This window comes from Bacillus sp. 2175 (genome assembly GCF_057812155.1).
On the sequence record NZ_CM173819.1, the window covers coordinates 4,605,001 to 4,628,035 of the forward strand.

A 23,035-nucleotide genomic window follows, 5' to 3' on the forward strand; every position below is an offset into this window, starting at 1 on the left:
ACAATATATGAAAATTAAAGGTGAAGAAGCCGCTACTTCTAACGGTCATATGATTATCGTTGGCTGGAATGAGCGCGCAAAACATGTTGTAAAGCAAATGCACGTATTACAACCAAACCTTGATATCGTTTTAATTGATGAAACACTTTCTTTACTTCCAAAACCATTTCATCATTTAGAATTTATAAAAGGTTGTCCGCATCACGATCAAACTTTATTAAAGGCTAATATTGCAACGGCACACACCATATTAATAACAGCGGATAAAGAAAAAAATGAAAGCTTAGCGGATACACAGTCCATTTTAAATATTTTAACTGCAAAAGGGCTCAACCCAAACATTCACTGCATCGCTGAACTTCTTACTTCTGAACAAATACAAAATGCAACGAGAGCTGGCGCGTCAGAAATTATAGAAGGAAATAAATTAACGAGCTATGTATTTACCGCTTCTCTTTTATTCCCTTCCATTTCAGGTGTACTATTTTCACTTTACGACGAAATCTCTGATAATAAATTACAACTGATGAAGCTTCCATCGTCCTGCACCGGACAAACTTTTGCCAATTGTAGCTATACTCTTTTAAAGCAAAACATTCTCTTACTAGGTATAAAGCGCGACGAACAATATATGATTAATCCAGTTCATTCCTTTGTTCTCATTGAAAGCGACATACTCATTGTTATTCACCATTAGTAAAATGACGCTCTAATTCTTGCATGAGCACTTTCCCAATATTGATATATTTTCTTTTCACATCTCCATCTGGATCTTTCGGCTCAGCAAATTGATCCATTCCACTTGTTCCAGCTGTTAAAGTATTCACATTATCATCTAGTTCGTCTTGATATACGTGCGAAAGAATATACGGCGTTCCAAGACGAACTATTACGCCTGGTACATCTAGTTCTCCATCAATGGCTGTAAATGGCACTCGTAAAAATTGATACCCATCTTCTTCATCGATTTTGTAATCGAAGCATCCTTTATCATAATCCCAATTACCACCAATGCTATATCCAAGTGGTTTCATAATCTCTTCTAATTTATATAACGCATATGTACGTCCTTCTAAATTTGATTGAATCGGAATCAAGCCCATCCCTCCTAGACTTTTCCTTTAGCATACCCACTTTAGTTTGAATATACTGATGGACTTTTCGATAAAATAATAAAAAGCGACCGGAATCCGGTCGCTTTTTATTATTTTAAACGCTCTTCTAATTCTGCTTTTAATTCTTCAAATCCTGGTTTACCAAGTAAAGCAAACATGTTTTTCTTATATGCTTCTACTCCAGGTTGGTCAAATGGATTCACGCCTAATAAGTAGCCGCTCATCGCACATGCTTTTTCGAAGAAGTATACAAGGTAACCGAATGTGTACTCATTTAATTCAGGAATATTGACGATTAAGTTTGGTACTCCCCCGTCGCTATGTGCAAGTAATGTACCTTCGTATGCTTTTGTGTTTACGAAGTCTACAGTTTCACCAGCAAGGTAGTTTAATCCGTCTAAATCGTTTTCTTCTGATTCGATTGTTAGTTCATGTGTAGATTTGCCTACTTTAAGGACTGTTTCAAATAAGTCACGACGACCTTCTTGAACGTATTGACCTAATGAGTGTAAATCAGTTGAGAAGTTTGCTGAAGATGGGAAAATACCTTTTTGATCTTTTCCTTCACTTTCACCAAATAACTGTTTCCACCACTCAGCGAAGTATTGAAGTGCTGGTTCATAGTTAACAAGCATTTCAATTGTTTTTCCTTTATTGTATAAAGCGTTACGAACTACTGCATATTGGTAAGCTGGATTTTCTTCTAGTTCTGATGTTCCGAAGTCATCACGACCAGCAGCTGCACCTTTCATCATCTCTTCAATATTTAAGCCACTTACTGCGATTGGTAATAAACCAACTGGCGTTAATACAGAGAAACGACCTCCAACATCATCTGGAATAACAAATGTTTCGTAACCTTCGTTATCAGCTAATGTTTTTAATGCACCACGCGCTTTATCTGTAGTTGCATAAATACGTTTGCGAGCTTCTTCTTTTCCATACTTTTCTTCTAATAACTTACGGAAGATACGGAATGCTAGTGCTGGCTCTGTTGTTGTACCTGATTTGGAAATAACGTTAATAGAGAAGTCTTTACCTTCTAATACGTCCATTAAATCTTTCATGTAAGTGGAGCTAATGTTTTGTCCAACAAATAGCACTTGTGGAGTTTTACGTTGTTCTTTAGAAAGCGTGTTGTAGAAAGAATGGTTTAACATTTCGATTGCTGCACGTGCTCCTAAGTAAGAACCACCGATACCTACAACAAGTAAAATGTCAGAGTCATTTTTAATTTTTTCTGCGCATTTTTGAATGCGAGCAAATTCTTCTTTGTCATATTGAAGCGGAAGGTCTACCCACCCAAGGAAATCGTTCCCAGCTCCAGTTTTTTCGTGGATTGCGTGATGTGTTACTTTCACTGCATCACGTAAATAAGTGATTTCATGTTCACCGATGAAGGATAACGCTTTAGAATAGTCGAACGTTACATGTGTACTCATCTTTTTCCCTCCAATTATGGATATGTATTTCTGTATTCACTTTAGCGAAACTGAAGTTGTAAATCAAGCGATTCAAACATTGTAAACGTAACCAATATATATTTTTTAGAAAAAGTTCATTTTTTGCATAAAAATTCGCATTTTTCGGTATAGATGTATATACATCTTCTTTCAAACATTTTTTATGTATAAAAACAACATAACTACCCCATTCTATAAAAGAGTTAATTAACTCATCGCTTGCTCATGCTTCACAATTAAGGGGGGCTTTTTCATGAGTACTTTACAACGTATCGCATTAGTCTTTACTGTAATTGGCGCTGTGAACTGGGGACTAATCGGGTTTTTCCAGTTTGACTTAGTAGCAGCCATTTTCGGTGGACAAAATTCAGCTCTTGCACGTATTATTTACGGCATCGTTGGTATATCTGGGCTTATCAACCTTGGTTTACTGTTTAAACCATCTGAAAATCTTGGTACGCACCCAGAAACAAACGAAATTCGATAATCAGTATGTCCTTTCACCTCCGACATACGAATATGATTGCATGCAATCATATTTGCAAATATATATCATAAGATAAAGTAAAAGAGGAACGCTCATATGCGTTCCTCTTTTACTTTGTTAACTCGGACTCTTCAATCCATTCTGCCAACTTTTCTCGCAGCGTATTAAATCCGTTTTCAGATGGGTTCGGTATAAGAATCCTTCCTTGTTTTCTTTTCGCCGCTTTTAACGATAAACTCATTTTTCTGTGCTCTTCATCAATTGAAAGTACCTTTACTTCTACTGTATCGCCGACCTTTAAAAAGTCATGAATATCCTTTACATATCCATTTGTAATTTCAGATATATGCACAAGCCCTTGTGTTTCTGCATCTAACGCTACAAACGCACCGTAATCTTGAATTCCAGTCACTTTCCCTGTTACAACCACTCCTGTTGTATATTGTTCTGACATATGAAACACTCCCATACGTTTACCATTCTCTCTACAATTATAGAGAGCAAAGCAGATATATTTATTTTAAATATCCGATTGGTTAGTACGCATTCTAGATAACGTTATCTAGAATGCGTATACCTTATATTAGTAAATTATACCACTATGACAGAACTCATTCAAAATTCATGAAAAATTTCCCTTAAAGAAGTATAATTATCCAATATTGGGATAGACTACTAACACATGGCTTTCTAGTATTCCCCCCCTTTTATGGACAAAACGTATTACGTTTTGTCCTTTTTTTATTCTCTACAAACCGTTCCATTCTCTTCATTGCTTCCATAAGTTGTTCAAGCGATGTTGCATAAGAACAACGAATAAAACCTTCACCACTTTCGCCAAATACGGTACCAGGGACAACAGCCACTTTTTCTTCCAGCAATAACTGTTCTGCAAATTCCGCTGAAGATAATCCTGTTGAAGATATAGAAGGGAAAACATAAAATGCTCCGCCTGGCACATGACACGTTAAGCCCATTTCATTGAAAGATTTCGTCATGAAGTTACGACGCTTCTTATAACTATCTCTCATTCGAATCACTTCATCGTTCCCTGCGCGTAACGCCTCAAGTGCTGCAAACTGAGACATCGTCGGTGCACACATCATTGAATACTGATGGATTTTGAGCATTAATTCTGAAAATTGAACAGGAGCTGCAATCATACCGAGACGCCATCCTGTCATCGCAAACCCTTTTGAAAATCCCGAAATTAAAATCGTATGCTCACGCATATTTTTAATACTCGCGAAACTTGTATATACTTCGTCGTATACAAGCTCTGCATAAATTTCATCAGATAATACAATTAGATTGTACTTCTCAACAATCACTGCTATTTCTTCAAGCTCGGATTTATTTAGCATTGCACCTGTCGGGTTATTTGGTGAACAAAGCAAAATCGCCTTTGTTTTCGCTGTAATAACTGCTTCAATCTGTTCTGGTAGTACTTTAAACTCGTTTTCTAAAGTAGTCGCCACAGGAACCGGAACTCCTCCAGCTAATGTCACAAGTGGTGCATAAGAAACGAAGCTTGGTTCAATAATGAGCACTTCATCATCAGGATTTATAATGGCGCGCATCGCTACATCTAACGCCTGGCTCGCTCCAACTGTAACAATGATTTCATCACTTGGGTCATAAGATACTGCAAATTGTTTTTTTAGATACTTTGCTATTTCTTGACGGAGCTCTAATAATCCTGCATTTGCTGTATATGACGTATACCCTTGTTCCAAAGAACGAATACATGCTTGCCTTACATTCCAAGGGGTAACAAAATCTGGCTCTCCTACCCCGAGGGAGATAACACCTTTCATATTTGCTGCTAAATCAAAAAATTTTCGAATACCAGATGGTTTTAAAGATTCTGCTGATCTAGATAGTTCAAATTGCTTCATGGTGTCACCACAATTCGCTTATCATCATCGTCTTTTTCATAAATAACACCCTCATGTTTATACTTCTTCAAAATGAAATGAGTAGTTGTAGAAACGACAGATTCAATTGTTGCTAATTTCTCAGAAACAAACATCGCTACTTCCCCCATCGTTTTCCCTTCTAATGTAATAGAAAGATCATATGTCCCTGACATTAAATAAACGGATTTCACTTCTGAATAACGATAAATTTGCTCAGCAACCGCATCAAATCCAACGCCATGCTTTGGCGTAACTTTCACATCGATCATTGCCGTTAAACCTGTATGTTCTTTCACTTTCGTCCAATCGATATGTGTTACATAATCCACAATAATCTTTTCATTTTCTAATCTCGCAACCATCTTCTTTACTTCTTCTACTTCTATATTTAACAGCTTCGCTAATGTATCTACAGATAATCGACTACTCTTTTCAAGACAAGCTAATAATTCTAATTCTTTTTCTGTCACCATATAAATCATCCTTCCTTTTCGTTTGTGTCTAAATTATACAAATACCCTTTCAAGTTTGAAAAGAAGATTTTTCTATTGAATTATGTCAAAATAAAGTGAAACTTTAATCAGCGGAAAAATGCGGGATAAAGCGAAAGGGGATGGAACCGTGAAACCAAAAGTTTATATTGCTGAACCAGTTCCAACATTTGTAGAAAACTATTTATCAGAACACTGTGATTATGAAAAATGGGATCAAAATGAGAAAGTACCTCGTGATATTCTATTAGAGAAAATACAAGATAAAGATGGGTTATTAAATTTCGGATCTGCTATTAATGAAGAATTACTGACAGTAGCTCCTAACTTAAAAGTAGTGAGCAACATTTCTGTCGGTTACGATAATTTTGATTTACAAGCGATGAAAAACCGAAATGTTATCGGAACAAATACACCATACGTATTAGATGATACAGTAGCTGATCTCGTTTTCGCCCTTATGCTATCAGCTGGGCGCCGCGTTTGCGAACTCGATTCTTACGTGAAAAATGGTGAATGGAACGCTGAAATCGGAAAAGAACACTTCGGACTAGATGTACACCATAGCACAATTGGTATTATCGGTATGGGCCGAATTGGAGAAGCCGTTGCAAAACGAGCAAAATTCGGATTTGATATGAATGTTCTTTACTATAACCGCCGTCGTAAAGAAGAAGCTGAACAAAAATTCGATGCTACATATTGTGATTTACAGACGCTACTGAATCAGTCTGACTTTATTGTTCTTCTTACTCCATTAACAGATGAAACATATCACCTTATCGGAGAAAAGGAATTTTCATTAATGAAAGACACAGCAATCTTCATTAATGCTTCTCGCGGCAAAACAGTAGATGAAAAAGCGTTAATCCATGCTTTAACAGAAAAGAAAATCTTTGCAGCAGGTATCGATACATTTACACAAGAGCCGATTCAAAAAGATAATCCACTCTTATCATTACAAAATGTTGTGACTTTACCACATATCGGATCTGCAACATTAAAAACTCGTCAGCAAATGGCCATGACCGCCGCTGAAAATTTAGTTGCAGGGTTACAAGGAAAAACACCGCCTAATATTGTTCGCGGGTAATACTGAATAAACGAAAGGCAAGATGACATCGTCATCTTGCCTTTTTTTGTTAACATATTTTCTTCTTCCTTGGAGATGATATGAACAAAAATCAATGGAGTGACAAAAAATGAATCATAAATATACTTGTCCTTATTTCACTTTTTCCACTCGCGGCACTACTGTTCATTACGAATTGTATGAACATGATAATAAAACAGAACGTCCTACTTTCATACTCGTTCACGGCTTTTTATCTTCCTCATTCAGTTACCGCCGTCTAATTCCTTTACTATCGAAGGAAGGAACAGTCATTGCTCTTGATTTGCCACCGTTCGGAAAAAGTGATAAGTCTCATCTGTTTAAGTATTCTTATCACAATTTAGCAACGATTATTATTGATTTAATTGAACATTTATCTCTCTCAAACATTGTATTAGTTGGGCATTCTATGGGTGGGCAAATTTCTCTCTATGTAAACCGTATACGTCCTGAACTCATTTCAAAGACGATTTTACTATGTAGCTCGAGCTATTTAGCGCGCGCAACCTTACCTTTACTATACTCTTCTTATTTACCGTTCTTTCATTTATACGTAAAGAACTGGATTATAAGGCGCGGCATTGTTCATAACTTAATGAATGTCGTTCATGATCACTCATTAATTGACGATGAAATGAAAAAAGGTTACTCCGCTCCTTTTTATGACGACCGTATATTTCCCGCTTTAACTCGCATGATACGAGACCGTGAAGGTGACTTATCTTCAACTGAATTACAAAAAATCGAAACACCTATCCTACTCATTTGGGGTGAAAAAGACCGCGTCGTCCCTGTACATGTAGGTCATCGTCTACACAAAGATTTACCGAATTCAAAATTTATTTCTTACGAAAATACAGGACATTTACTACCTGAAGAAAAGCCTGAACATGTTTATGAAGAAATTATCGCTTTTTCCGCGCAATAAAATGAAACTTTAATCAGCCTCCACCTAACTTCTTTGCTTCCGCTAAATTTTGAGGTGAAGGTCTTACTACCCAGCAGATAGCGGGATAATATAAAAAAGGCTGTCGGAAATCCCGACAGCCTATAATGAACAGCTTCCGCCTTCTTTTATTACAAGTAATTCCACAGCTAATTTCTCACATTTTTCAAGCGCAGGTACTTCCTCAAAAGACATAAAGTATATATGTTGAATCTTCTTTGCGATATATTTTGGATCGTCAAACACACTTATGACGCTCACAACATCGCTCGCTTCTGTTTCATAAAACTCCGGTCCCATTTGAAACGGATCCCAATTCTTCACAACCTCTATCATCTTTTCATATGTACCCATTCGCTTCCCGCCTTTTCACTTTTTAATACTTTTCTTTATCCTATCACATCAGCTATTCTATAAGAAGAGAGAGAACTTTCATAACTTATTGGTTTTACAGAAGAAGGGAGCAAACTTATGCAACTATTTCATAAAGCAATCAATCGACGTGGAACGCATAGTATAAAATGGGATACATATAAAAACGAAGAACTTATCCATGCTTGGATTGCTGATATGGATTTTGAAGTACCAAAACCAATTCAAACTGCCTTAAAACAACGAATCGAACATCCGATTTTTGGCTATACACTTCCTCCCGAAAATATTGGAGATATTATTTGTAACTGGACAAAACAACAATACAACTGGGATATTCAAAAAGAATGGATTGTCTTTAGCGCCGGAATCGTTCCAGCTCTTAGTACGAGCATACAGGCTTTCATCAAAGAAAACGAATCTGTTCTCGTACAACCACCTATTTATCCTCCATTTTTCGAAATGGTCACAACAAACAACAGGCAGTTATGCGTGAGTCCATTACAGAAACAAAATGATACATATGTGATAGACTTCAAGCATTTAGAAAAGCAGTTTCAGCAAGGCATCAAACTCTTGCTTCTTTGTAGCCCTCATAACCCAATCGGACGCGTTTGGACGAAAGAGGAACTTGTGCAGCTCGGATCGTTATGTACTAAATATGACGTAATCGTTGTGGCAGATGAAATTCATTCCGATATCATTTATGCAGACCATACACATACACCGTTCGCTTCCTTATCTGAAGAATTAGCAGAGCGCACTATCACTTGCATGGCTCCAAGTAAAACATTTAATATCGCTGGATTACAAGCGTCGATCATTATCATTCCAAACGAAAAGCTCCGTCATGCCTTTACAGCCATCCAGTATAGACAAGGCTTCCACGGGTTAAATATCTTCGCTTATACAGCGATGCAAAGCGCCTATACAGAATGTAATGATTGGCTAAACGAAATTCGATTATATATAGAAGATAATGCTCAATTTGCTTGTGAATATATTAAAACTCACATACCTGCTCTTTCCGTAACGAAGCCAGAAGGTAGCTTTTTATTATGGATTGATTGTTCTCGTCTAAAGCTTTCTCAAAACGAGCGTACCGCACTACTTGAGGAAAAAGGAAAAATCATCGTTGAACCTGGTGAGAAATACGGGTTAGGTGGCGAAGAACATATTCGAATTAACATCGGCTGTCCACGATCTGTTTTAGAAGAAATTTTAAACAGACTGCGTCATACGTTTTCATAATAAGAAAGGAGTCTGTCCCGAATCATTCTTGGGGCAGACTCCTTTGTCATATTTTGTCGGTAAATCGATATATTTCAAGTTACAGTCGATATATTCCAATAATCGCCGATATAATTTGAGTTACAGTCGATATATTCCAATAATCGCTGATATATTTTCAATTACATTTCACAAAGAAAGCTACCATTCACGGTAGCTTTTACTTTTTCTTCATATCCGATGCTTTTTTTACAATTACGCCACAAGCAATTCGATCCCCTGATTTACCTGTCGGTTGTGTCATACCATCATCAGGGTTTTCTGTAATAATAATAGACGCTCCATCTTTTCTATGAATCGTCGTTTTCCCTTCTTCAAGTGTAATGTGAGGTGCATCGATTTCTGCTTTAATCTTTCCAGAACCATCTGCAACTACGTTCGGTAAATCACCGTTTTCTGCACCCTTCGGATTAAGGAGTCCATGCTTTTTATTATCAGGATTAAAATGATTCCCAGATGATTCAAATCGTGGTGCTTTACACTCACCAATTTCGTGCACATGTATGCCGTGCGGGCCTGGCGTGAAACCTTCCCCTTTAATCTTAATTTTCACTCCGCTTGTTTGCTGAGTTACTTTCGCAGTCCCCACTTCATCACCTGAAGCATTATGTAATTTCACGTCAATTTCTTTCGGCTTTCCTTGGTCACAACCTGCCATCAGAAATAGTAAACAACAACTGAAAAAAAGCCGTTTTTTCATTTTATTCCCTCCAAAATATATTCTGCCCTTAGATTGTCCGAGCATAGAAGGAAACATACAAAAATGAGTTACTGTTTCTTTTCAGCTAATAGTTTTTCTTCAACTTTCTGTAATCGGTCTGCTTCTCTTTTTGATATACGAATAAACATGCGCCACGTGGCAATAGCACCGATAATAAATAGAACGCAAACAATCCCCGGAATAATATATTCTGTTTTATCTTCCGGAAAATATAAAGGCATCATATAGAACACTCCTTATTATAGGATTTATAAAACATCAGAATTTTCTGTTATATTATTTTAAATTATAGTGCAACCTCCCCATATTCTCAAGGGGCGTTCTGAAAACGAAGGATTTCTTTGACTCCTTCCCTCACTTTCCTTACTATAAACTTGAGGTGAAAAATATGAGAGAAACATTTGAAATTGGTGAAATCGTTACTGGTATTTATAAAACAGGAAAATACATTGGTGAGGTTACAAATAGCCGCCCTGGCAGTTACGTCGTAAAAGCATTAGCTGTTTTAAAACATCCGGTGCAAGGTGACTTACATAACGTAAAACAAGCTGACGTACCATTTTTCCACGAAAGACGTGCTTTAGCTTTTCGTGAGCAAACGAACATTCCAGAACAAATGGTGAAGAAATATGAAGGAGAAATTCCGGATTATACAGATTCACTAAAATTAGCATTAGAAACTCAAATGAATTCATTTTCTGAAGATGATTCACCTTTTGCAGAGCGTAGTCTAGAAACATTAGAACAGTTAAAGAAAGACTACAAACTCTAAAAAACAAAACGACCAAATTACATAATGTGCAATTTGGTCGTTACTGTGTGCTCACTTTCTTTAACACTTTTGAAAAATCAACAAGTTCTCCTAATGTTGGAGGTGCTGGTTTTACTAAATACTCTTTATCTTTTTCTACTAGTTTAAAAATGTTGTACGTCGTCATTGCATCATCAAGCGCACAATGATGCTTCCCTGTCCCTACTTTTCCATACGCCTCAATTGCTTTCCATAATCCTGTTTGATTTCTTTCTCCAAAAAACTTCTTATACTCAAGAGATAAATCACGACACTGTCCGAAGAATGGAAAAGCTATCCCTGCCATTTCACAATTATGCTTCAGCACTTTCATATCCATATTTCCCCACGTTACAATTGTCGGTTTACATTTCGTTTCGTATTCTGAAAGCTTCTTAACGAGTTCAGGAAATGAAATCCCTTTATCCACGACTTCTTGTTTTATTCCTAAAAACTTCTTACATCGATCCGTTAAAGAGGGAAATGTTTTCGGCCTAACATGTGATGAATACGTATCTTCTACCTTACAGCCAGCAACTGAAACGAGTCCTACCTCAATAATCTCTGGAAAAAATCCTTTCGGTTTCTTTCTATGCTGGGGCATCGTAAACTCAAAGTCTAAAAATAAAAATCGTTGTTCATCCATACGATCCCTTCCTTATCATTTTTGTCATTCCTTTCTATTTGACACTCCTACACGAACAAGCTCGAATGCTAATTCCATTTTAAATATTCAGATTGGATGTATCTTATATATATGTCAAATGCCCACAAATATTTTAAAAAATAAGAAAAAATGACCTATGCAGAAAATATGACAAAATCTCTCCTTTCATTTACATCCGCCATTTTCCTACTTTATAATGACGTTATGTGTGTTTCTTCTAGAGCATTTTTGACACACTAAGAAAAAGTGAATGAAAGGAGATGAGATTTTTGCACGAAACAACGCAAGAACTCGCTAACTGGCAGTATTATTTTGCTATCGCAGTCTTTTTAATTACATATGCCATTATTATTTCTGAAAAAATTAATCGCGCTGTCATCGCACTTCTTGGTGCAGCACTCATGGTAATTGTGGGGGTCGTCGATTTACATAACGCCTTTACGAAACATATTGAATGGGGAACGATTACGCTACTCATCGGTATGATGATTTTGGTGAACATTACGAGTAAATCAGGTGTCTTCCAATACGTTGCCATTAAAGCAGCAAAAGGGGCACAAGGAAATCCAATTAAAATTTTAATTTCACTTTCCTTACTTACCGCGCTTGGCTCCGCATTTTTAGATAACGTTACAACTGTACTTCTTGTTGTTCCAGTTACTTTATCTATTACGCGCATACTGCAAGTAAATCCTGTTCCTTATTTACTTTCTGAAATTATTTTTTCAAACATTGGAGGAACAGCAACATTAATTGGTGATCCACCTAACATTATGATTGGTTCTGCAAATAAGCATTTAGACTTCAATGCTTTCCTATTGAATCTAGCACCTATTGTAATTATTATTATTGCAGTTACAGCGATAATACTTTACTTCATGTATCGCAAACAATTAATTGCCGATCCTGTACAAGTTAAAAAATTAATGAGCTTAGATGAAAAACAATACATTAAAGACCCAGTATTAATGAAAAAATCTTTAACGGTACTTGGACTTACAATTGTAGGTTTCATGACTCATTCTATTTTCCATATCGATGCCGCTATTATCGCCTTAACTGGTGCTACTGTACTTATGTTAATTGGTGTGAAAGAGCATGAAATTGAAGAAGTATTTGCAAGCGTAGAGTGGGTAACAATCTTCTTCTTCGCAGGGTTATTCGTACTTGTTGGAGGACTTATCGATATCGGTCTTATCAAAATGTTAGCTCAAAAAGTAATTGGTATAACAGGCGGAGATATTTCTTACGCATCCATCCTTATTTTATGGGTATCTGGTATCGCCTCTGCAACAATTGATAACATCCCATTCGTCGCAACAATGATTCCACTTATTAACGATATGGCAGTTGGGCTAGGCTTATCACCATCTGACGCACAAATCGATGTATTATGGTGGGCATTAGCACTAGGTGCTTGTCTGGGCGGAAACGGAACATTAATCGGAGCTTCTGCTAACGTAATCGTTGCAGGTATCGCGAGCCGCGAAGGACATAAATTTAGTTACATGGACTTCCTAAAAGTCGGTTTCCCAATTATGATCGTTTCATTAATCATTTCTCACATTTATATTTATTTACGCTACCTTATGTAGTAGAAAAAGCGCTCTGATAATCAGGGCGCTTTTTTACTTATAGCTACTTATCAACAAAAATGAAAAATCTACTCTTTATATCTCACCGGTTCATTTCGAATAATAAATAAGTGAATCGGTAAGAACACCGAAAATGTGATTACATGAATAATCGTAAATAATATAGAGTTCGTTCCGTATCTGTCTAAAATAGCGTAGATAAGATAAATGGACAATACAATCGATACAGCTGTTGCTAGTAAACTTATAATTGGTACGAAATTAAAAATGAAACATGCAACATATATGCCGAATACTTTCCACCCTGCTTCTTCTTTCAAAAAATCTGGTAATTTATCTTTCGCTAAGTCCCCCCACGTCTTACTATTCAAAAACGGAATAAACGCAAGCACCCCGTCCGTTGCACCATCATTTTTCGCCATCGAATAAAGTGCAAAAGCCGTTAACAAATATGAAATAATTGCCCAAATCAATATAACAAGAATAAACGCAAAACTAAGAGCAAAGAAACCTGCTAGTACGCCTTGATCCTCCATCTTATCCTCTCCTCTCTACTTTCAACATATTTCATTACATTGCAAGTTATGTTTTAAAATTTATCCAAACTCTTTGTATAATAAGAGAAGAAAGAGAATAAGAGAGGAGAAACACGTATGCATCCATTTGTAAAAGCATTACAAGAGCATTTTACAGCTCATCAAAATCTTGAAAAAGCAGAACCTATGGCTCGTTATATGAAAAATCACTTCCCATTTCTAGGTATTCAAACACCGGAAAGACACCAATTATTAAAAGACATCATTCAAATACATACTCTCCCAGATAAAAGAGACTTCCAAATTATCGTACGTGAACTTTGGGACTTACCAGAACGTGAATTCCAAGCGGCTGCACTTGATATTATGCAAAAATATAAAAAGCATATAAACGAAACACATATCCCCTTCTTAGAAGAATTGATTGTAACAAAATCTTGGTGGGACACTGTCGATAGCATCGTACCTACATTTTTAGGTAATATCTTTTTACAACATCCAGAATTGATTTCTGCCTATATCCCAAAATGGATTGCATCAGATAACATTTGGTTACAACGTGCCACTATTTTATTCCAACTCAAATATAAACAAAAGATGGATGAAGAACTTCTTTTCTGGATTATTGGACAACTACATTCTTCAAAAGAATTTTTCATTCAAAAAGCAATTGGCTGGGTCCTTCGTGAATATGCAAAAACAAATCCGGATGTAGTTTGGGAATACGTGCAAAACAATGAGCTCGCTCCATTAAGTAAGCGCGAAGCAATTAAGCATATTAAACAAAATTACCGAATAAATAACGAAAAAATAGGCGAGACTCTATCATAGATAGACGCGTTCCTCTATTGAGATTTAAAAAAGAACGTGTTAGAATATGTTCATTATTATTAATATAAGTAGCGATGACGGACTTATAAGTACTTGCATAAAAAGCGATTCAGGGATAGTGAAAGCCTGAAGCCGCAAGGAAACGGCAGTCCTGAGCAATACATGATAAAGTGGATGCACCTTTTGTGTATCAACTAGGGTGGAACCGCGGGCAAACGCTCGTCCCTAGGCAAATAAGCCTTGGGATGAGCGTTTTTTTATGTTCTTTTTAACATATACTGCCCGTTTCCAAAGTATCAGAGTATGTCATCGCCAATACGTTAACTTTCAAAAGGAGGATTTTCTTATGTATTCAATGGAACAAGTTGTAAACTTAGCGAAACATCGCGGTTTTGTTTTCCCTGGTTCTGAAATTTACGGTGGTCTTGCAAACACTTGGGATTACGGTCCACTTGGAATCGAATTAAAAAATAATGTTAAAAAAGCTTGGTGGAAAAAATTCATTCAAGAATCTCCACACAACGTTGGTTTAGACGCAGCTATTTTAATGAACCCTAAAACTTGGATCGCTTCTGGTCACGTTGGTAACTTCAACGATCCAATGATCGACTGTAAAAAATGTAAAGCTCGTCACCGTGCTGACAAATTAATTGAGGATGCTTTAGATGCAAAAGGCATCGAAATGGTTGTTGACGGTCTTACTTTCGACCAAATGGCTGACTTAATGAAAGAACATGAAGTAAAATGTCCTGATTGCGGTAGTGAAGAATTTACTGAAATCCGTCAGTTCAACTTAATGTTCAAAACATTCCAAGGTGTTACAGAGTCTAGCACAAACGAAATCTTCCTTCGTCCTGAAACAGCACAAGGTATTTTCGTAAACTTCAAAAACGTTCAACGCTCTATGCGTAAAAAGCTTCCATTTGGTATCGGCCAAATCGGTAAGAGTTTCCGTAACGAAATCACACCTGGTAACTTCACATTCCGTACACGTGAATTTGAACAAATGGAACTTGAATTCTTCTGTAAGCCTGGTGAAGATTTAGAGTGGTTCGCATTCTGGCGTGAAACTTGTAAAAACTGGTTACTTTCACTTGGTATGTCTGAAGAGAGCATGCGTCTTCGTGACCACGGTGAAGAAGAGTTATCTCACTACAGTAATGCAACAACTGACATTGAATTCAAATTCCCATTCGGTTGGGGCGAACTTTGGGGCGTTGCATCTCGTACAGACTTCGACTTAAAACGTCACATGGAACACTCAAACGAAGACTTTAACTATATCGATCCACAAACGAATGAGCGTTACGTACCATACTGCATCGAGCCATCTTTAGGCGCAGACCGCGTAACATTAGCATTCTTATGTGATGCATATGAAGAAGAGCAATTAGAAAACGATTCTCGTACAGTTCTTCGTTTCCACCCTGCTTTAGCACCATACAAAGCAGCTATCTTACCATTATCTAAAAAGCTATCTGAAGGTGCTACTGAAGTATTCGCAGAATTAGCTAAAGACTTCATGGTAGACTTTGATGAAACTGGTTCTATCGGTAAACGTTACCGTCGTCAAGACGAAATCGGTACACCATTCTGTATCACATACGACTTCGACTCAGTTGAAGACAAAGCTGTTACAGTACGTGACCGTGACACAATGGAACAAGTTCGTATGCCAATTAGCGAACTAAAAGGTTTCTTAGAGAAGAAAATCCAGTTCTAATTATAAGAAAAAGAGGCTGCTCATATAAAATGTACCCTATAGAATAGACACTTGAAAAAAGTCTATTCTATAGGGTATTTCTTGTATAATAAAAGGAAAATTGGGATCGGAGAATGTTGAAAATGACAAAAAAACTATTTACAGAAAGAGAAATTCAAATTCTATCAAATAACCTATACGTAAAATCTGTAAGTCAGAAAGGTATCACTTATACAGAGGAATTTAAGCATATTTTTATTGAGGAAAATGAAAAAGGAAAGCTACCTCGAAATATTTTTGAAGAATGTGGTTTTGATATAGATATGATTGGAATGAAACGAGTTATGTCATCGGGAAGTAGATGGCGTGCTGCTTATAGAAAAAATGGTGTATTGGGTTTAAGGGATACACGTATCGAAAACGCTGGAAGAACTCTTGAGAGAGAGCTTACGTTAGAAGAAAAGTATGCCCGTTTAGAAGCCGAACGAAACTTACTAAAGGCGGAAAACGAATTGCTAAAAAAAATCAAACTTATGGAAGGGAGGATGAGAAGGAAATAACACTACCACCTAGTCAGAAATTCATCTTGATTCGTTCTGTCATCATGAAATACAACTTAAGGAATATGGTCAGTCATTTGTGTAAAGTAGCTGGTGTATCCCGTTCGGGATACTATAATTACTTTTCAGTTTCATCTCAAGAACAACGGAAACAAAAGAGTGATCGAGATGAAATCTTGAAGGAAACCATATTAAAAGCACTTCGATTTAGAAATAGAAACAAAGGGGCTCGTCAGATAAAGATGACATTGGCGGGTCAGTTTCAAGTTGTCTACAATTTAAAGCGTATCCGTAGAATTATGAAGAAATACGAGATTATCTGTCCGGTTCGCAAAGCGAATCCTTATAAAAGAATGCTTAAAGCTACAAAAGAACATCGAATAGTACCAAATCAATTAAATCGGGAATTTAAACAAAATACCCCAGGGAAAACACTTCTTACAGATATCACCTATTTAGTTTACGGTAAGAATCAAAGGGCCTATTTATCTACAATTTTAGACGGCTCAACTAATGAAATTTTAGCTTACCATGTTTCAGAACAGATGACATTAGAGCTCGTAACGACAACTCTCCATAAACTAAAAAGGAATCCGCGGATTCGATTGACTGAAGGTGCTTATATTCATTCAGATCAAGGATCCCACTACACAAGCCCTACCTATCAAAAGCTAGTTAAAAAGCTAAACCTAGGACAATCCATGTCAAGAAGAGGAAACTGTTGGGATAACGCCCCACAAGAATCATTTTTTGGTCATCTGAAAGATGAAGCTCATATAAAACCTTGCGTGTCCTTTAATGAATTGAAACAAGAGATTAAGAAATATATGACGTATTATAATCATTATAGATATCAATGGAATTTAAAAAAGATGACTCCTGTTGGATACAGAAACCATCTTCTTGATGTTGCCTAACTTTTTTCAAAATGTCCTTTACAAAGGGTACAGATTAATAAGAGCGCCTCTTTTTTATTTTTCACGTTTTTCTTTAATTGCTACTGTACATCTTGATATACATAGTAAATCATCATTTTCATCAATAATGCGAACATCCCAAACCATTGTCGATTGTCCTCTATGTATTGGTGTTCCAATCGCTGTTACAATTCCATCTTTCTTTGAGCGAATGTGGTTCGCATTAATTTCTAATCCGAAACAAATACATTTTTCTTGATCAATTAAATTATATGAACCAACACTTGCCACTGTTTCTGCTAATGCAACCGATGCACCACCATGTAAAAATCCAAATGGCTGATGCGTACGCTCATCAACAGGCATCGTAGCAACCACCTTATCTTCTGTCATCTCTAACAACTCAATTCCAAGTGAATCCATTAAAGTTTTTGCCATATCGCTTCCCCCTTCTCTTACTTTAATTAAATGTATAATTTTACCTATTTATTTTCAAACTACTTATAACACTTATATAAGGAGGCTTCACCTAAATGAAACAGAAATTTTGTATATTACTGCTTATGTTCTCCTTGCTGACTATTGTACCAAATTGTGCAATAACAGCCAAAGCATCTAACCTGACAATCGATGTTAAGACTGTAACGCAAAAAGGTAAGAAACCTTATATAGAATATCAAATAAACAGGCCTTATTTTCACGAATTTTCTGACTCTAAATTTCAAAATAAACTCAATTTATACTACAAAAAATCCACTGACAAATTTAAAACCAAATTAGAAAAAGAAGCAAAAAAATATTATAAAGAGACAGAAGGATCTAGTACACCATTTCATCCGTACGTAGCAAATGTTGATTATAAAGTCTCTTTAAACAAACCACCTTTTCTTAGCCTATATGTGAATTACTATCAATATACTGGTGGAGCACACGGTCTTTATACGTGGAAGGCAAATACATTCGATTTAAACGAAAAAAAGGTACTGCACTTAGACGATTTATTTCAACAAAAGGATAAATATAAAGATGTAATCCGTGCGGAGATTGTACGACAAATTAAACAAAATGAAAGCATTTATTTTCCTGATGCAACTGAAAAAGTAATGAGTATGAAAAAATTCCACTTCTTTTTAGAGCCAGACAATCTCGTCATTTATTTCCCTTTATATGAGATTGCTCCCTATTCAAGTGGAATTCCGCAATTTCGTATTCCATATACGTTGCTAAGAGACTATTTAAAGCCTTCTTATCAAAATATTTTGATTGACAACAAGTAAATATTTTCGCTACGATAATGTTAACCTAAAAACAACAGGAGGTTAACATTATGAGAAGATTTCATGTTTTAGATTTAGCATTAGCTGCCATGTTCGTTGCTCTTATGGCAATCGGTGCAAATATTGTATCTTGGGCACCATTCCTTCAAGTAGCAGGCATCCCATTATCTATGCAACCATTTTTCGCAATTTTAGCAGGTCTTCTTCTTGGAAGTAGACTTGGTGCCTTATCCATGACTGTATATATGCTCGTTGGCGTAGCCGGCGCACCAATCTTCGCTAACTTCAAAGCTGGATTTGGAGCACTTTTAGATCCTACTGGTGGTTTTATTATCGCATTTATTATCGTTGCTTACGTATCCGGAAAACTAGTAGAACAAAAAGAAAGACCAACATTCATTACATTTGCAATTGCCTCTTTCACAGGAATTATTTTAACTTATATAATCGGTACTACTTACATGTACGGGGCAGTCAATCTCTTTATGGGCGGTAATATGAGCTATAAAGCTGCTTGGATGATTATGATGTGGTTTGCAGTAAAAGATATTGCATTTACAATTATCGGTGCTATTATCGCACCTCGCATATATTATGCTGTGCGTCGTTCTGCTTATCAGCATTCTCATTCGACGATTTCATAATAAAAAAATGAGTTATTTCAGTATACTGAAATAACTCATTTTTTATTATGACTCTTGATTCGCTTGTTCTTCTAAAATTTTCTTCATCATTGCAACCATGTCATCACGTAATTCTGGGTGTTGCAGGGCCATTTCAATTGTCGTTTGAACGAATCCTAGCTTTTCACCTACGTCGTAGCGCTTTCCTTCGAAATCGTAGGCAAATACACGTTGGATTTCATTTAAGCTTTGGATTGCATCTGTTAACTGAATTTCACCACCAGCACCGACATGTTGCTGTTCTAAGAACATAAAGATTTCAGGCGTTAAAATGTAGCGCCCCATAATCGCTAAGTTTGAAGGAGCTGTACCTTGTGCTGGTTTTTCAACGAAATTGCGAACTTGGTAACGACGACCTTCTTGTTCTAATGGATCGATAATTCCATAGCGATGTGTTTCCGACTCCGGAACAGTTTGTACACCAATAACAGAAGAAAGTGTTTTTTCATACTCATCCATTAATTGACGTAAACACGGTTTCTCAGCTTGGACAATATCATCACCTAGTAACACTGCAAATGGCTCATCACCAATGAATTTACGTGCACACCAAACAGCATGTCCTAGTCCCTTCGGCTCTTTTTGACGGATGTAATGAATATCTACCATTTTTGAAGAAGCTTGTACTTTTTCAAGCAACTCATATTTTTTCTTCTCTAATAAGTTTTGTTCTAGTTCAAATGCGTTATCAAAATGATCTTCGATAGAGCGCTTTGTTTTACCAGTAACAATAATAATATCTTCGATTCCCGATTTCACTGCTTCTTCTACAATGTATTGAATCGTTGGTTTATCTACTATCGGTAACATTTCTTTCGGCATTGCTTTCGTTGCTGGTAAAAAACGTGTTCCTAATCCAGCTGCTGGGATTATCGCTTTTCTTACTTTTTTCATCACAAAATACCCTCTCTCCTGTCGGAATCAATAGCAAGCATTTCCTACATAAAACAAAAGGGAGATTTCGCTCCCTTTTGTTCCTTACTACTTAAAATTACTTTGTATTATAAACGATTCATAATGTCTTCTTTAATAGTAAGTAACTTTTGTTCACTATTTTGTAAAGAACTATCTTTTACACCAAAGTAAAACTTAATCTTCGGCTCAGTTCCAGATGGGCGTAGGCAGAACCATGAACCATCCTCTAATTGATATTTTAACACATTTGATTTCGGTAAGTGAATCTCTTCTTTATGTCCATCTTGTAAAGATGTAACGATGCTTGCTTTATAGTCTTCCACTGCTACGACTGTTAAGCCCGCTACTTCTTTCGGCGGATTCTCACGGAACGTTGCCATCATCTCTTGGATTTTTTCCGCTCCATCTTTTCCTTTTAACGTTAACGATACAAGGTCTTCACGGAAGAAGCCGTATTTCTCAAATACTTCTAATAGACCGTCATATAACGTTTTCCCTTGTGATTTGTAGTATGCAGCTACTTCACATGCAAATAGAACAGATTGTACTGCATCTTTATCACGGCAGAATGGGCGGATTAAATAACCATAGCTTTCCTCATAACCGAATTGGAATTCATATTGTCCGCTTTCTTCATACTGTCTAATTTTCTCACCGATAAATTTAAATCCAGTTAACGTATCAACTGTATCTAAACCGTATGCTTTTGCAATTGTACGACCAATTTCAGACGTTACGATTGTTTTTAATACGACACCGTTCTCTGGAAGCGTTCCGTTTTCTTTCTTTTGAGATAGTAAGTAATCAAGCATTAATGCACCTGTTTGGTTTCCGGTTAATACTTGGAACTCACCATTATGATTACGCACTGCTACACCAAGACGGTCTGCGTCAGGATCAGTTGCGATTAATACATCTGCGCCTACCTTTTCACCGTCACGAATTGCATACTCAAACGCTGCGTGCTCCTCTGGGTTCGGTGATTTTACTGTAGAGAAGTTTGGATCTGGTAACTCTTGTTCTTTTACAACTGTTACATCTGTAAATCCAACTTCTTTTAAACCACGGCGTACAGAAATATTTGATGTTCCGTGTAATGGTGTAAAGACGATTTTTAAGTCTTTACCAACCTTTTGTACCATTTCTTTATTAATGATGACATTGTTCAATTCTGCAGCATATGCATCATCTACTTCTTGTCCAATAATATGTAATAAACCGTCAGCTTTTAATTGCTCTACATCAGCGACTTCAACTGTTAATTCATCTTCTACTGCATTTACGTAGCTAATTAACTCATCTGCTTCTTTTGGAGGTAACTGTCCACCATCTTCACCGTATACTTTGTATCCGTTATATTCAGGTGGATTATGGCTTGCCGTAAGAACGATTCCACTTACTGTATGTAAATGACGAACTGCGAAAGAAAGTACTGGCGTTGGACGTAAGCTTTCAAACACATATGTTGTGATACCGCGTGCACCAAGTGTAGCAGCAACTTCCATTGCAAACTCAGGTGATTTATGACGAGAATCATAGGCTACAACAACACCGCGTTTTTTCGCTTCCTCACCTAACTTTTCGATAAAGCTTGCTAATCCTTTTGTTGCTTTACGAACTGTATATACATTTAAACGGTTCGTACCAGCACCAAGTTCACCACGCATACCACCTGTGCCAAACTCTAGATTTTTATAAAAGCTATCCTCGATTTTCTTCTCATCTTGCTTCATATTTTCTAGCTGTTCTTTTAATTCTGCATCTAATTGTGCGTAAGAAAGCCAGCGACTAAATTCTTGTTTCCAATTCATTCTTCTCTCTCCTCTCGCTCGTCATACCTTTATTATATGAAAAAAACATGCTGTATCTCAATATTTTATAAAATCTAACAGGATTTTACTAGGAATATTTGTATACACTATTGTTAAATACTCCACTAAAGGGAATGAGGATTATGCACGAATGGGGCTTGTCAGAAGAGCTCAAAATACAAACAAAGCAAATGATTGAAATTGCTGAAAAAGAACTATCGATTATGAGGAACGCAATCGATAAAGAAGACGAATGTATTTTATGCAAAATGGAAGATATTCATCATATGTTAGCAAATGTACAAACATTGGCAGCTACATACTATATTCAGGCATATTTATCACCTTATACGGAAAGTTCATCTTTTATTACGACAGCTATCCAACATTTAAGCGCCAGAAAACATGGTGCTCTTATCGTCGTGGAACGAAACGAGACGCTTGAAGCTCTCATTCAAACTGGAACGACATTAAACGCTCATTTAACTGCGCCATTACTCGAATCAATATTTTATCCAGGTAACCCTCTTCATGACGGTGCCGTTCTCGTAAAAAATAATCATATTGTCTCAGCTGCTAATATTCTTCCTTTAACGAAAAGTACAGAAGTTGATCCTGAGCTAGGAACACGTCACAGAGCTGCAATTGGCTTATCTGAAAAGAGTGATGCACTTATATTAGTTGTCTCTGAAGAAACGGGCCGTACTTCTTTTGCTTTAAATGGGGTTTTGTATACGATTTCTTTATAAAGTGAAACTTTAATCAGCCCTCACCAATCGAGCGTTTACCGGCAATCCGACCTAACTGCTTTCCTTTCGCTGAATTTTGAGTTA

Annotated in this window: 26 protein-coding genes (1 of these 26 cut by a window edge); 13 read left to right on the forward strand and 13 right to left on the reverse strand. The window is 36.6% G+C overall.

The window, feature by feature from the left end; translation table 11 throughout:
* A protein-coding gene (locus tag ACXKY9_RS23985; protein WP_000842321.1) for a potassium channel family protein crosses the window boundary here: on the forward strand, nt 1-697 show its 3' portion. Its footprint begins 299 nt before the window's first position; only the last 697 of its 996 coding nucleotides appear in the window; its start codon lies off the left edge, out of view; its stop codon occupies nt 695-697.
* Here ACXKY9_RS23985 and ACXKY9_RS23990 read toward each other — a convergent pair.
* Complete coding sequence (locus tag ACXKY9_RS23990; protein ID WP_000612334.1) at nt 684-1,097, reverse strand: YugN-like family protein; 414 nt, start codon at nt 1,095-1,097, stop codon at nt 684-686. The two genes, ACXKY9_RS23985 and ACXKY9_RS23990, sit on opposite strands and share 14 nt — an antisense overlap.
* 107 nt (nt 1,098-1,204) lie before the next feature.
* Complete coding sequence (locus ACXKY9_RS23995; protein WP_000103658.1) at nt 1,205-2,557, reverse strand: glucose-6-phosphate isomerase; 1,353 nt, start codon at nt 2,555-2,557, stop codon at nt 1,205-1,207.
* A 274-nt stretch (nt 2,558-2,831) separates the two neighbouring features.
* On the opposite strand from ACXKY9_RS23995, the gene ACXKY9_RS24000 reads away from it, so the two are divergent.
* Nucleotides 2,832-3,065, forward strand: a complete 234-nt coding sequence (locus ACXKY9_RS24000; protein WP_000105788.1) for a DUF378 domain-containing protein — start codon at nt 2,832-2,834, stop codon at nt 3,063-3,065.
* 109 nt (nt 3,066-3,174) lie between these two features.
* Here ACXKY9_RS24000 and yugI read toward each other — a convergent pair whose 3' ends face one another.
* The 3 genes from yugI to ACXKY9_RS24015 all read right to left on the reverse strand — a co-directional run bounded on the left by yugI (nt 3,175) and on the right by ACXKY9_RS24015 (nt 5,457).
* Nucleotides 3,175-3,519 carry a S1 domain-containing post-transcriptional regulator GSP13 gene (gene yugI / locus ACXKY9_RS24005; RefSeq protein WP_000003764.1) on the reverse strand — a complete coding sequence of 115 codons (345 nt, stop codon included), beginning with the start codon at nt 3,517-3,519 and terminating at the stop codon, nt 3,175-3,177.
* A 253-nt stretch (nt 3,520-3,772) separates the two neighbouring features.
* Complete coding sequence (locus ACXKY9_RS24010; protein WP_000808527.1) at nt 3,773-4,963, reverse strand: aminotransferase; 1,191 nt, start codon at nt 4,961-4,963, stop codon at nt 3,773-3,775.
* Nucleotides 4,960-5,457, reverse strand: coding sequence for an Lrp/AsnC family transcriptional regulator (locus ACXKY9_RS24015; RefSeq protein ID WP_000255696.1), 498 nt, complete (start codon nt 5,455-5,457; stop codon nt 4,960-4,962). Before ACXKY9_RS24015 ends, ACXKY9_RS24010 begins: the two co-directional genes overlap by 4 nt.
* A gap of 118 nt (nt 5,458-5,575) precedes the next feature.
* Here ACXKY9_RS24015 and ACXKY9_RS24020 point away from each other — a divergent pair, with 118 nt between their 5' ends.
* On the forward strand, nt 5,576-6,568 hold the full coding sequence (locus ACXKY9_RS24020; protein WP_002005894.1) for a 2-hydroxyacid dehydrogenase: 993 nt from the start codon (nt 5,576-5,578) through the stop codon (nt 6,566-6,568).
* A gap of 109 nt (nt 6,569-6,677) precedes the next feature.
* Nucleotides 6,678-7,517 carry an alpha/beta fold hydrolase gene (locus ACXKY9_RS24025; RefSeq protein ID WP_001015858.1) on the forward strand — a complete coding sequence of 280 codons (840 nt, stop codon included), beginning with the start codon at nt 6,678-6,680 and terminating at the stop codon, nt 7,515-7,517.
* Between the two features lie 120 nt (nt 7,518-7,637).
* Here ACXKY9_RS24025 and ACXKY9_RS24030 read toward each other — a convergent pair whose 3' ends face one another.
* Nucleotides 7,638-7,889: a YugE family protein gene (locus ACXKY9_RS24030; RefSeq protein WP_000537645.1), complete on the reverse strand. Its 252-nt coding sequence runs from the start codon at nt 7,887-7,889 to the stop codon at nt 7,638-7,640.
* Between the two features lie 117 nt (nt 7,890-8,006).
* Between ACXKY9_RS24030 and ACXKY9_RS24035 the strand changes: the two genes are divergently transcribed.
* On the forward strand, nt 8,007-9,158 hold the full coding sequence (locus tag ACXKY9_RS24035; protein WP_001175814.1) for a MalY/PatB family protein: 1,152 nt from the start codon (nt 8,007-8,009) through the stop codon (nt 9,156-9,158).
* Nucleotides 9,159-9,357: 199 nt separating this feature from the next.
* Here ACXKY9_RS24035 and sodC read toward each other — a convergent pair whose 3' ends face one another.
* Nucleotides 9,358-9,897 (reverse strand): superoxide dismutase [Cu-Zn], encoded by a 540-nt coding sequence (gene sodC, locus ACXKY9_RS24040; protein ID WP_000746503.1) that lies wholly within the window; start codon nt 9,895-9,897, stop codon nt 9,358-9,360.
* Nucleotides 9,898-9,965: 68 nt separating this feature from the next.
* On the reverse strand, nt 9,966-10,142 hold the full coding sequence (locus tag ACXKY9_RS24045; protein WP_000982755.1) for a hypothetical protein: 177 nt from the start codon (nt 10,140-10,142) through the stop codon (nt 9,966-9,968).
* Nucleotides 10,143-10,306: 164 nt separating this feature from the next.
* Here ACXKY9_RS24045 and kapB point away from each other — a divergent pair, with 164 nt between their 5' ends.
* Nucleotides 10,307-10,690 (forward strand): kinase-associated lipoprotein KapB, encoded by a 384-nt coding sequence (gene kapB, locus ACXKY9_RS24050; RefSeq protein WP_001209333.1) that lies wholly within the window; start codon nt 10,307-10,309, stop codon nt 10,688-10,690.
* A 40-nt stretch (nt 10,691-10,730) separates the two neighbouring features.
* On the opposite strand, the gene kapD is transcribed toward kapB, so the two are convergent.
* Nucleotides 10,731-11,354, reverse strand: coding sequence for a 3'-5' exonuclease KapD (kapD, locus tag ACXKY9_RS24055; RefSeq protein WP_000344358.1), 624 nt, complete (start codon nt 11,352-11,354; stop codon nt 10,731-10,733).
* Nucleotides 11,355-11,644: 290 nt separating this feature from the next.
* Between kapD and ACXKY9_RS24060 the strand changes: the two genes are divergently transcribed.
* The gene (locus ACXKY9_RS24060) at nt 11,645-12,970 is read left to right on the forward strand and encodes an ArsB/NhaD family transporter (RefSeq protein WP_000545231.1); all 1,326 of its coding nucleotides are present in this window, start codon (nt 11,645-11,647) and stop codon (nt 12,968-12,970) included.
* 68 nt (nt 12,971-13,038) lie between these two features.
* Here ACXKY9_RS24060 and ACXKY9_RS24065 read toward each other — a convergent pair whose 3' ends face one another.
* On the reverse strand, nt 13,039-13,506 hold the full coding sequence (locus tag ACXKY9_RS24065; RefSeq protein ID WP_000390061.1) for a hypothetical protein: 468 nt from the start codon (nt 13,504-13,506) through the stop codon (nt 13,039-13,041).
* Nucleotides 13,507-13,623: 117 nt separating this feature from the next.
* Between ACXKY9_RS24065 and ACXKY9_RS24070 the strand changes: the two genes are divergently transcribed.
* The 3 genes from ACXKY9_RS24070 (at nt 13,624) to ACXKY9_RS24080 (ending at nt 17,516) form a co-directional block, all read left to right on the forward strand.
* Nucleotides 13,624-14,337 carry a DNA alkylation repair protein gene (locus tag ACXKY9_RS24070; protein WP_000553301.1) on the forward strand — a complete coding sequence of 238 codons (714 nt, stop codon included), beginning with the start codon at nt 13,624-13,626 and terminating at the stop codon, nt 14,335-14,337.
* Between the two features lie 346 nt (nt 14,338-14,683).
* Nucleotides 14,684-16,060 (forward strand): glycine--tRNA ligase, encoded by a 1,377-nt coding sequence (locus ACXKY9_RS24075; protein WP_000287147.1) that lies wholly within the window; start codon nt 14,684-14,686, stop codon nt 16,058-16,060.
* A 113-nt stretch (nt 16,061-16,173) separates the two neighbouring features.
* Nucleotides 16,174-17,516, forward strand: a protein-coding gene (locus ACXKY9_RS24080) for an IS3 family transposase (RefSeq protein ID WP_087942833.1) whose coding sequence is annotated in 2 segments (ribosomal slippage) — nt 16,174-16,555 and nt 16,555-17,516 — 1,344 coding nt in all. Because the reading frame shifts where the segments join, the coding sequence is not laid out codon by codon here.
* Between the two features lie 54 nt (nt 17,517-17,570).
* Here the strand turns inward: ACXKY9_RS24080 and ACXKY9_RS24085 are convergent.
* Nucleotides 17,571-17,954, reverse strand: a complete 384-nt coding sequence (locus tag ACXKY9_RS24085; protein ID WP_001140612.1) for a hotdog fold thioesterase — start codon at nt 17,952-17,954, stop codon at nt 17,571-17,573.
* 95 nt (nt 17,955-18,049) lie between these two features.
* Here ACXKY9_RS24085 and ACXKY9_RS24090 point away from each other — a divergent pair, with 95 nt between their 5' ends.
* Entirely contained in the window at nt 18,050-18,793 is a 744-nt protein-coding gene (locus ACXKY9_RS24090) for a DUF3298 and DUF4163 domain-containing protein (RefSeq protein ID WP_000810336.1), read from the forward strand.
* 50 nt (nt 18,794-18,843) lie between these two features.
* Entirely contained in the window at nt 18,844-19,437 is a 594-nt protein-coding gene (locus ACXKY9_RS24095) for a biotin transporter BioY (protein WP_001252163.1), read from the forward strand.
* 45 nt (nt 19,438-19,482) lie between these two features.
* Here the strand turns inward: ACXKY9_RS24095 and galU are convergent, their stop codons facing one another.
* Together galU and ACXKY9_RS24105 are read right to left on the reverse strand one after the other, a co-directional pair.
* Nucleotides 19,483-20,370, reverse strand: coding sequence for a UTP--glucose-1-phosphate uridylyltransferase GalU (gene galU, locus ACXKY9_RS24100; protein WP_002097988.1), 888 nt, complete (start codon nt 20,368-20,370; stop codon nt 19,483-19,485).
* 107 nt (nt 20,371-20,477) lie between these two features.
* Nucleotides 20,478-22,202, reverse strand: coding sequence for a phospho-sugar mutase (locus ACXKY9_RS24105; RefSeq protein ID WP_001104221.1), 1,725 nt, complete (start codon nt 22,200-22,202; stop codon nt 20,478-20,480).
* Nucleotides 22,203-22,345: 143 nt separating this feature from the next.
* Here ACXKY9_RS24105 and cdaS point away from each other — a divergent pair, with 143 nt between their 5' ends.
* Nucleotides 22,346-22,951, forward strand: a complete 606-nt coding sequence (cdaS, locus tag ACXKY9_RS24110; RefSeq protein WP_000545253.1) for a sporulation-specific diadenylate cyclase CdaS — start codon at nt 22,346-22,348, stop codon at nt 22,949-22,951.
* Nucleotides 22,952-23,035 lie beyond the last annotated feature (84 nt).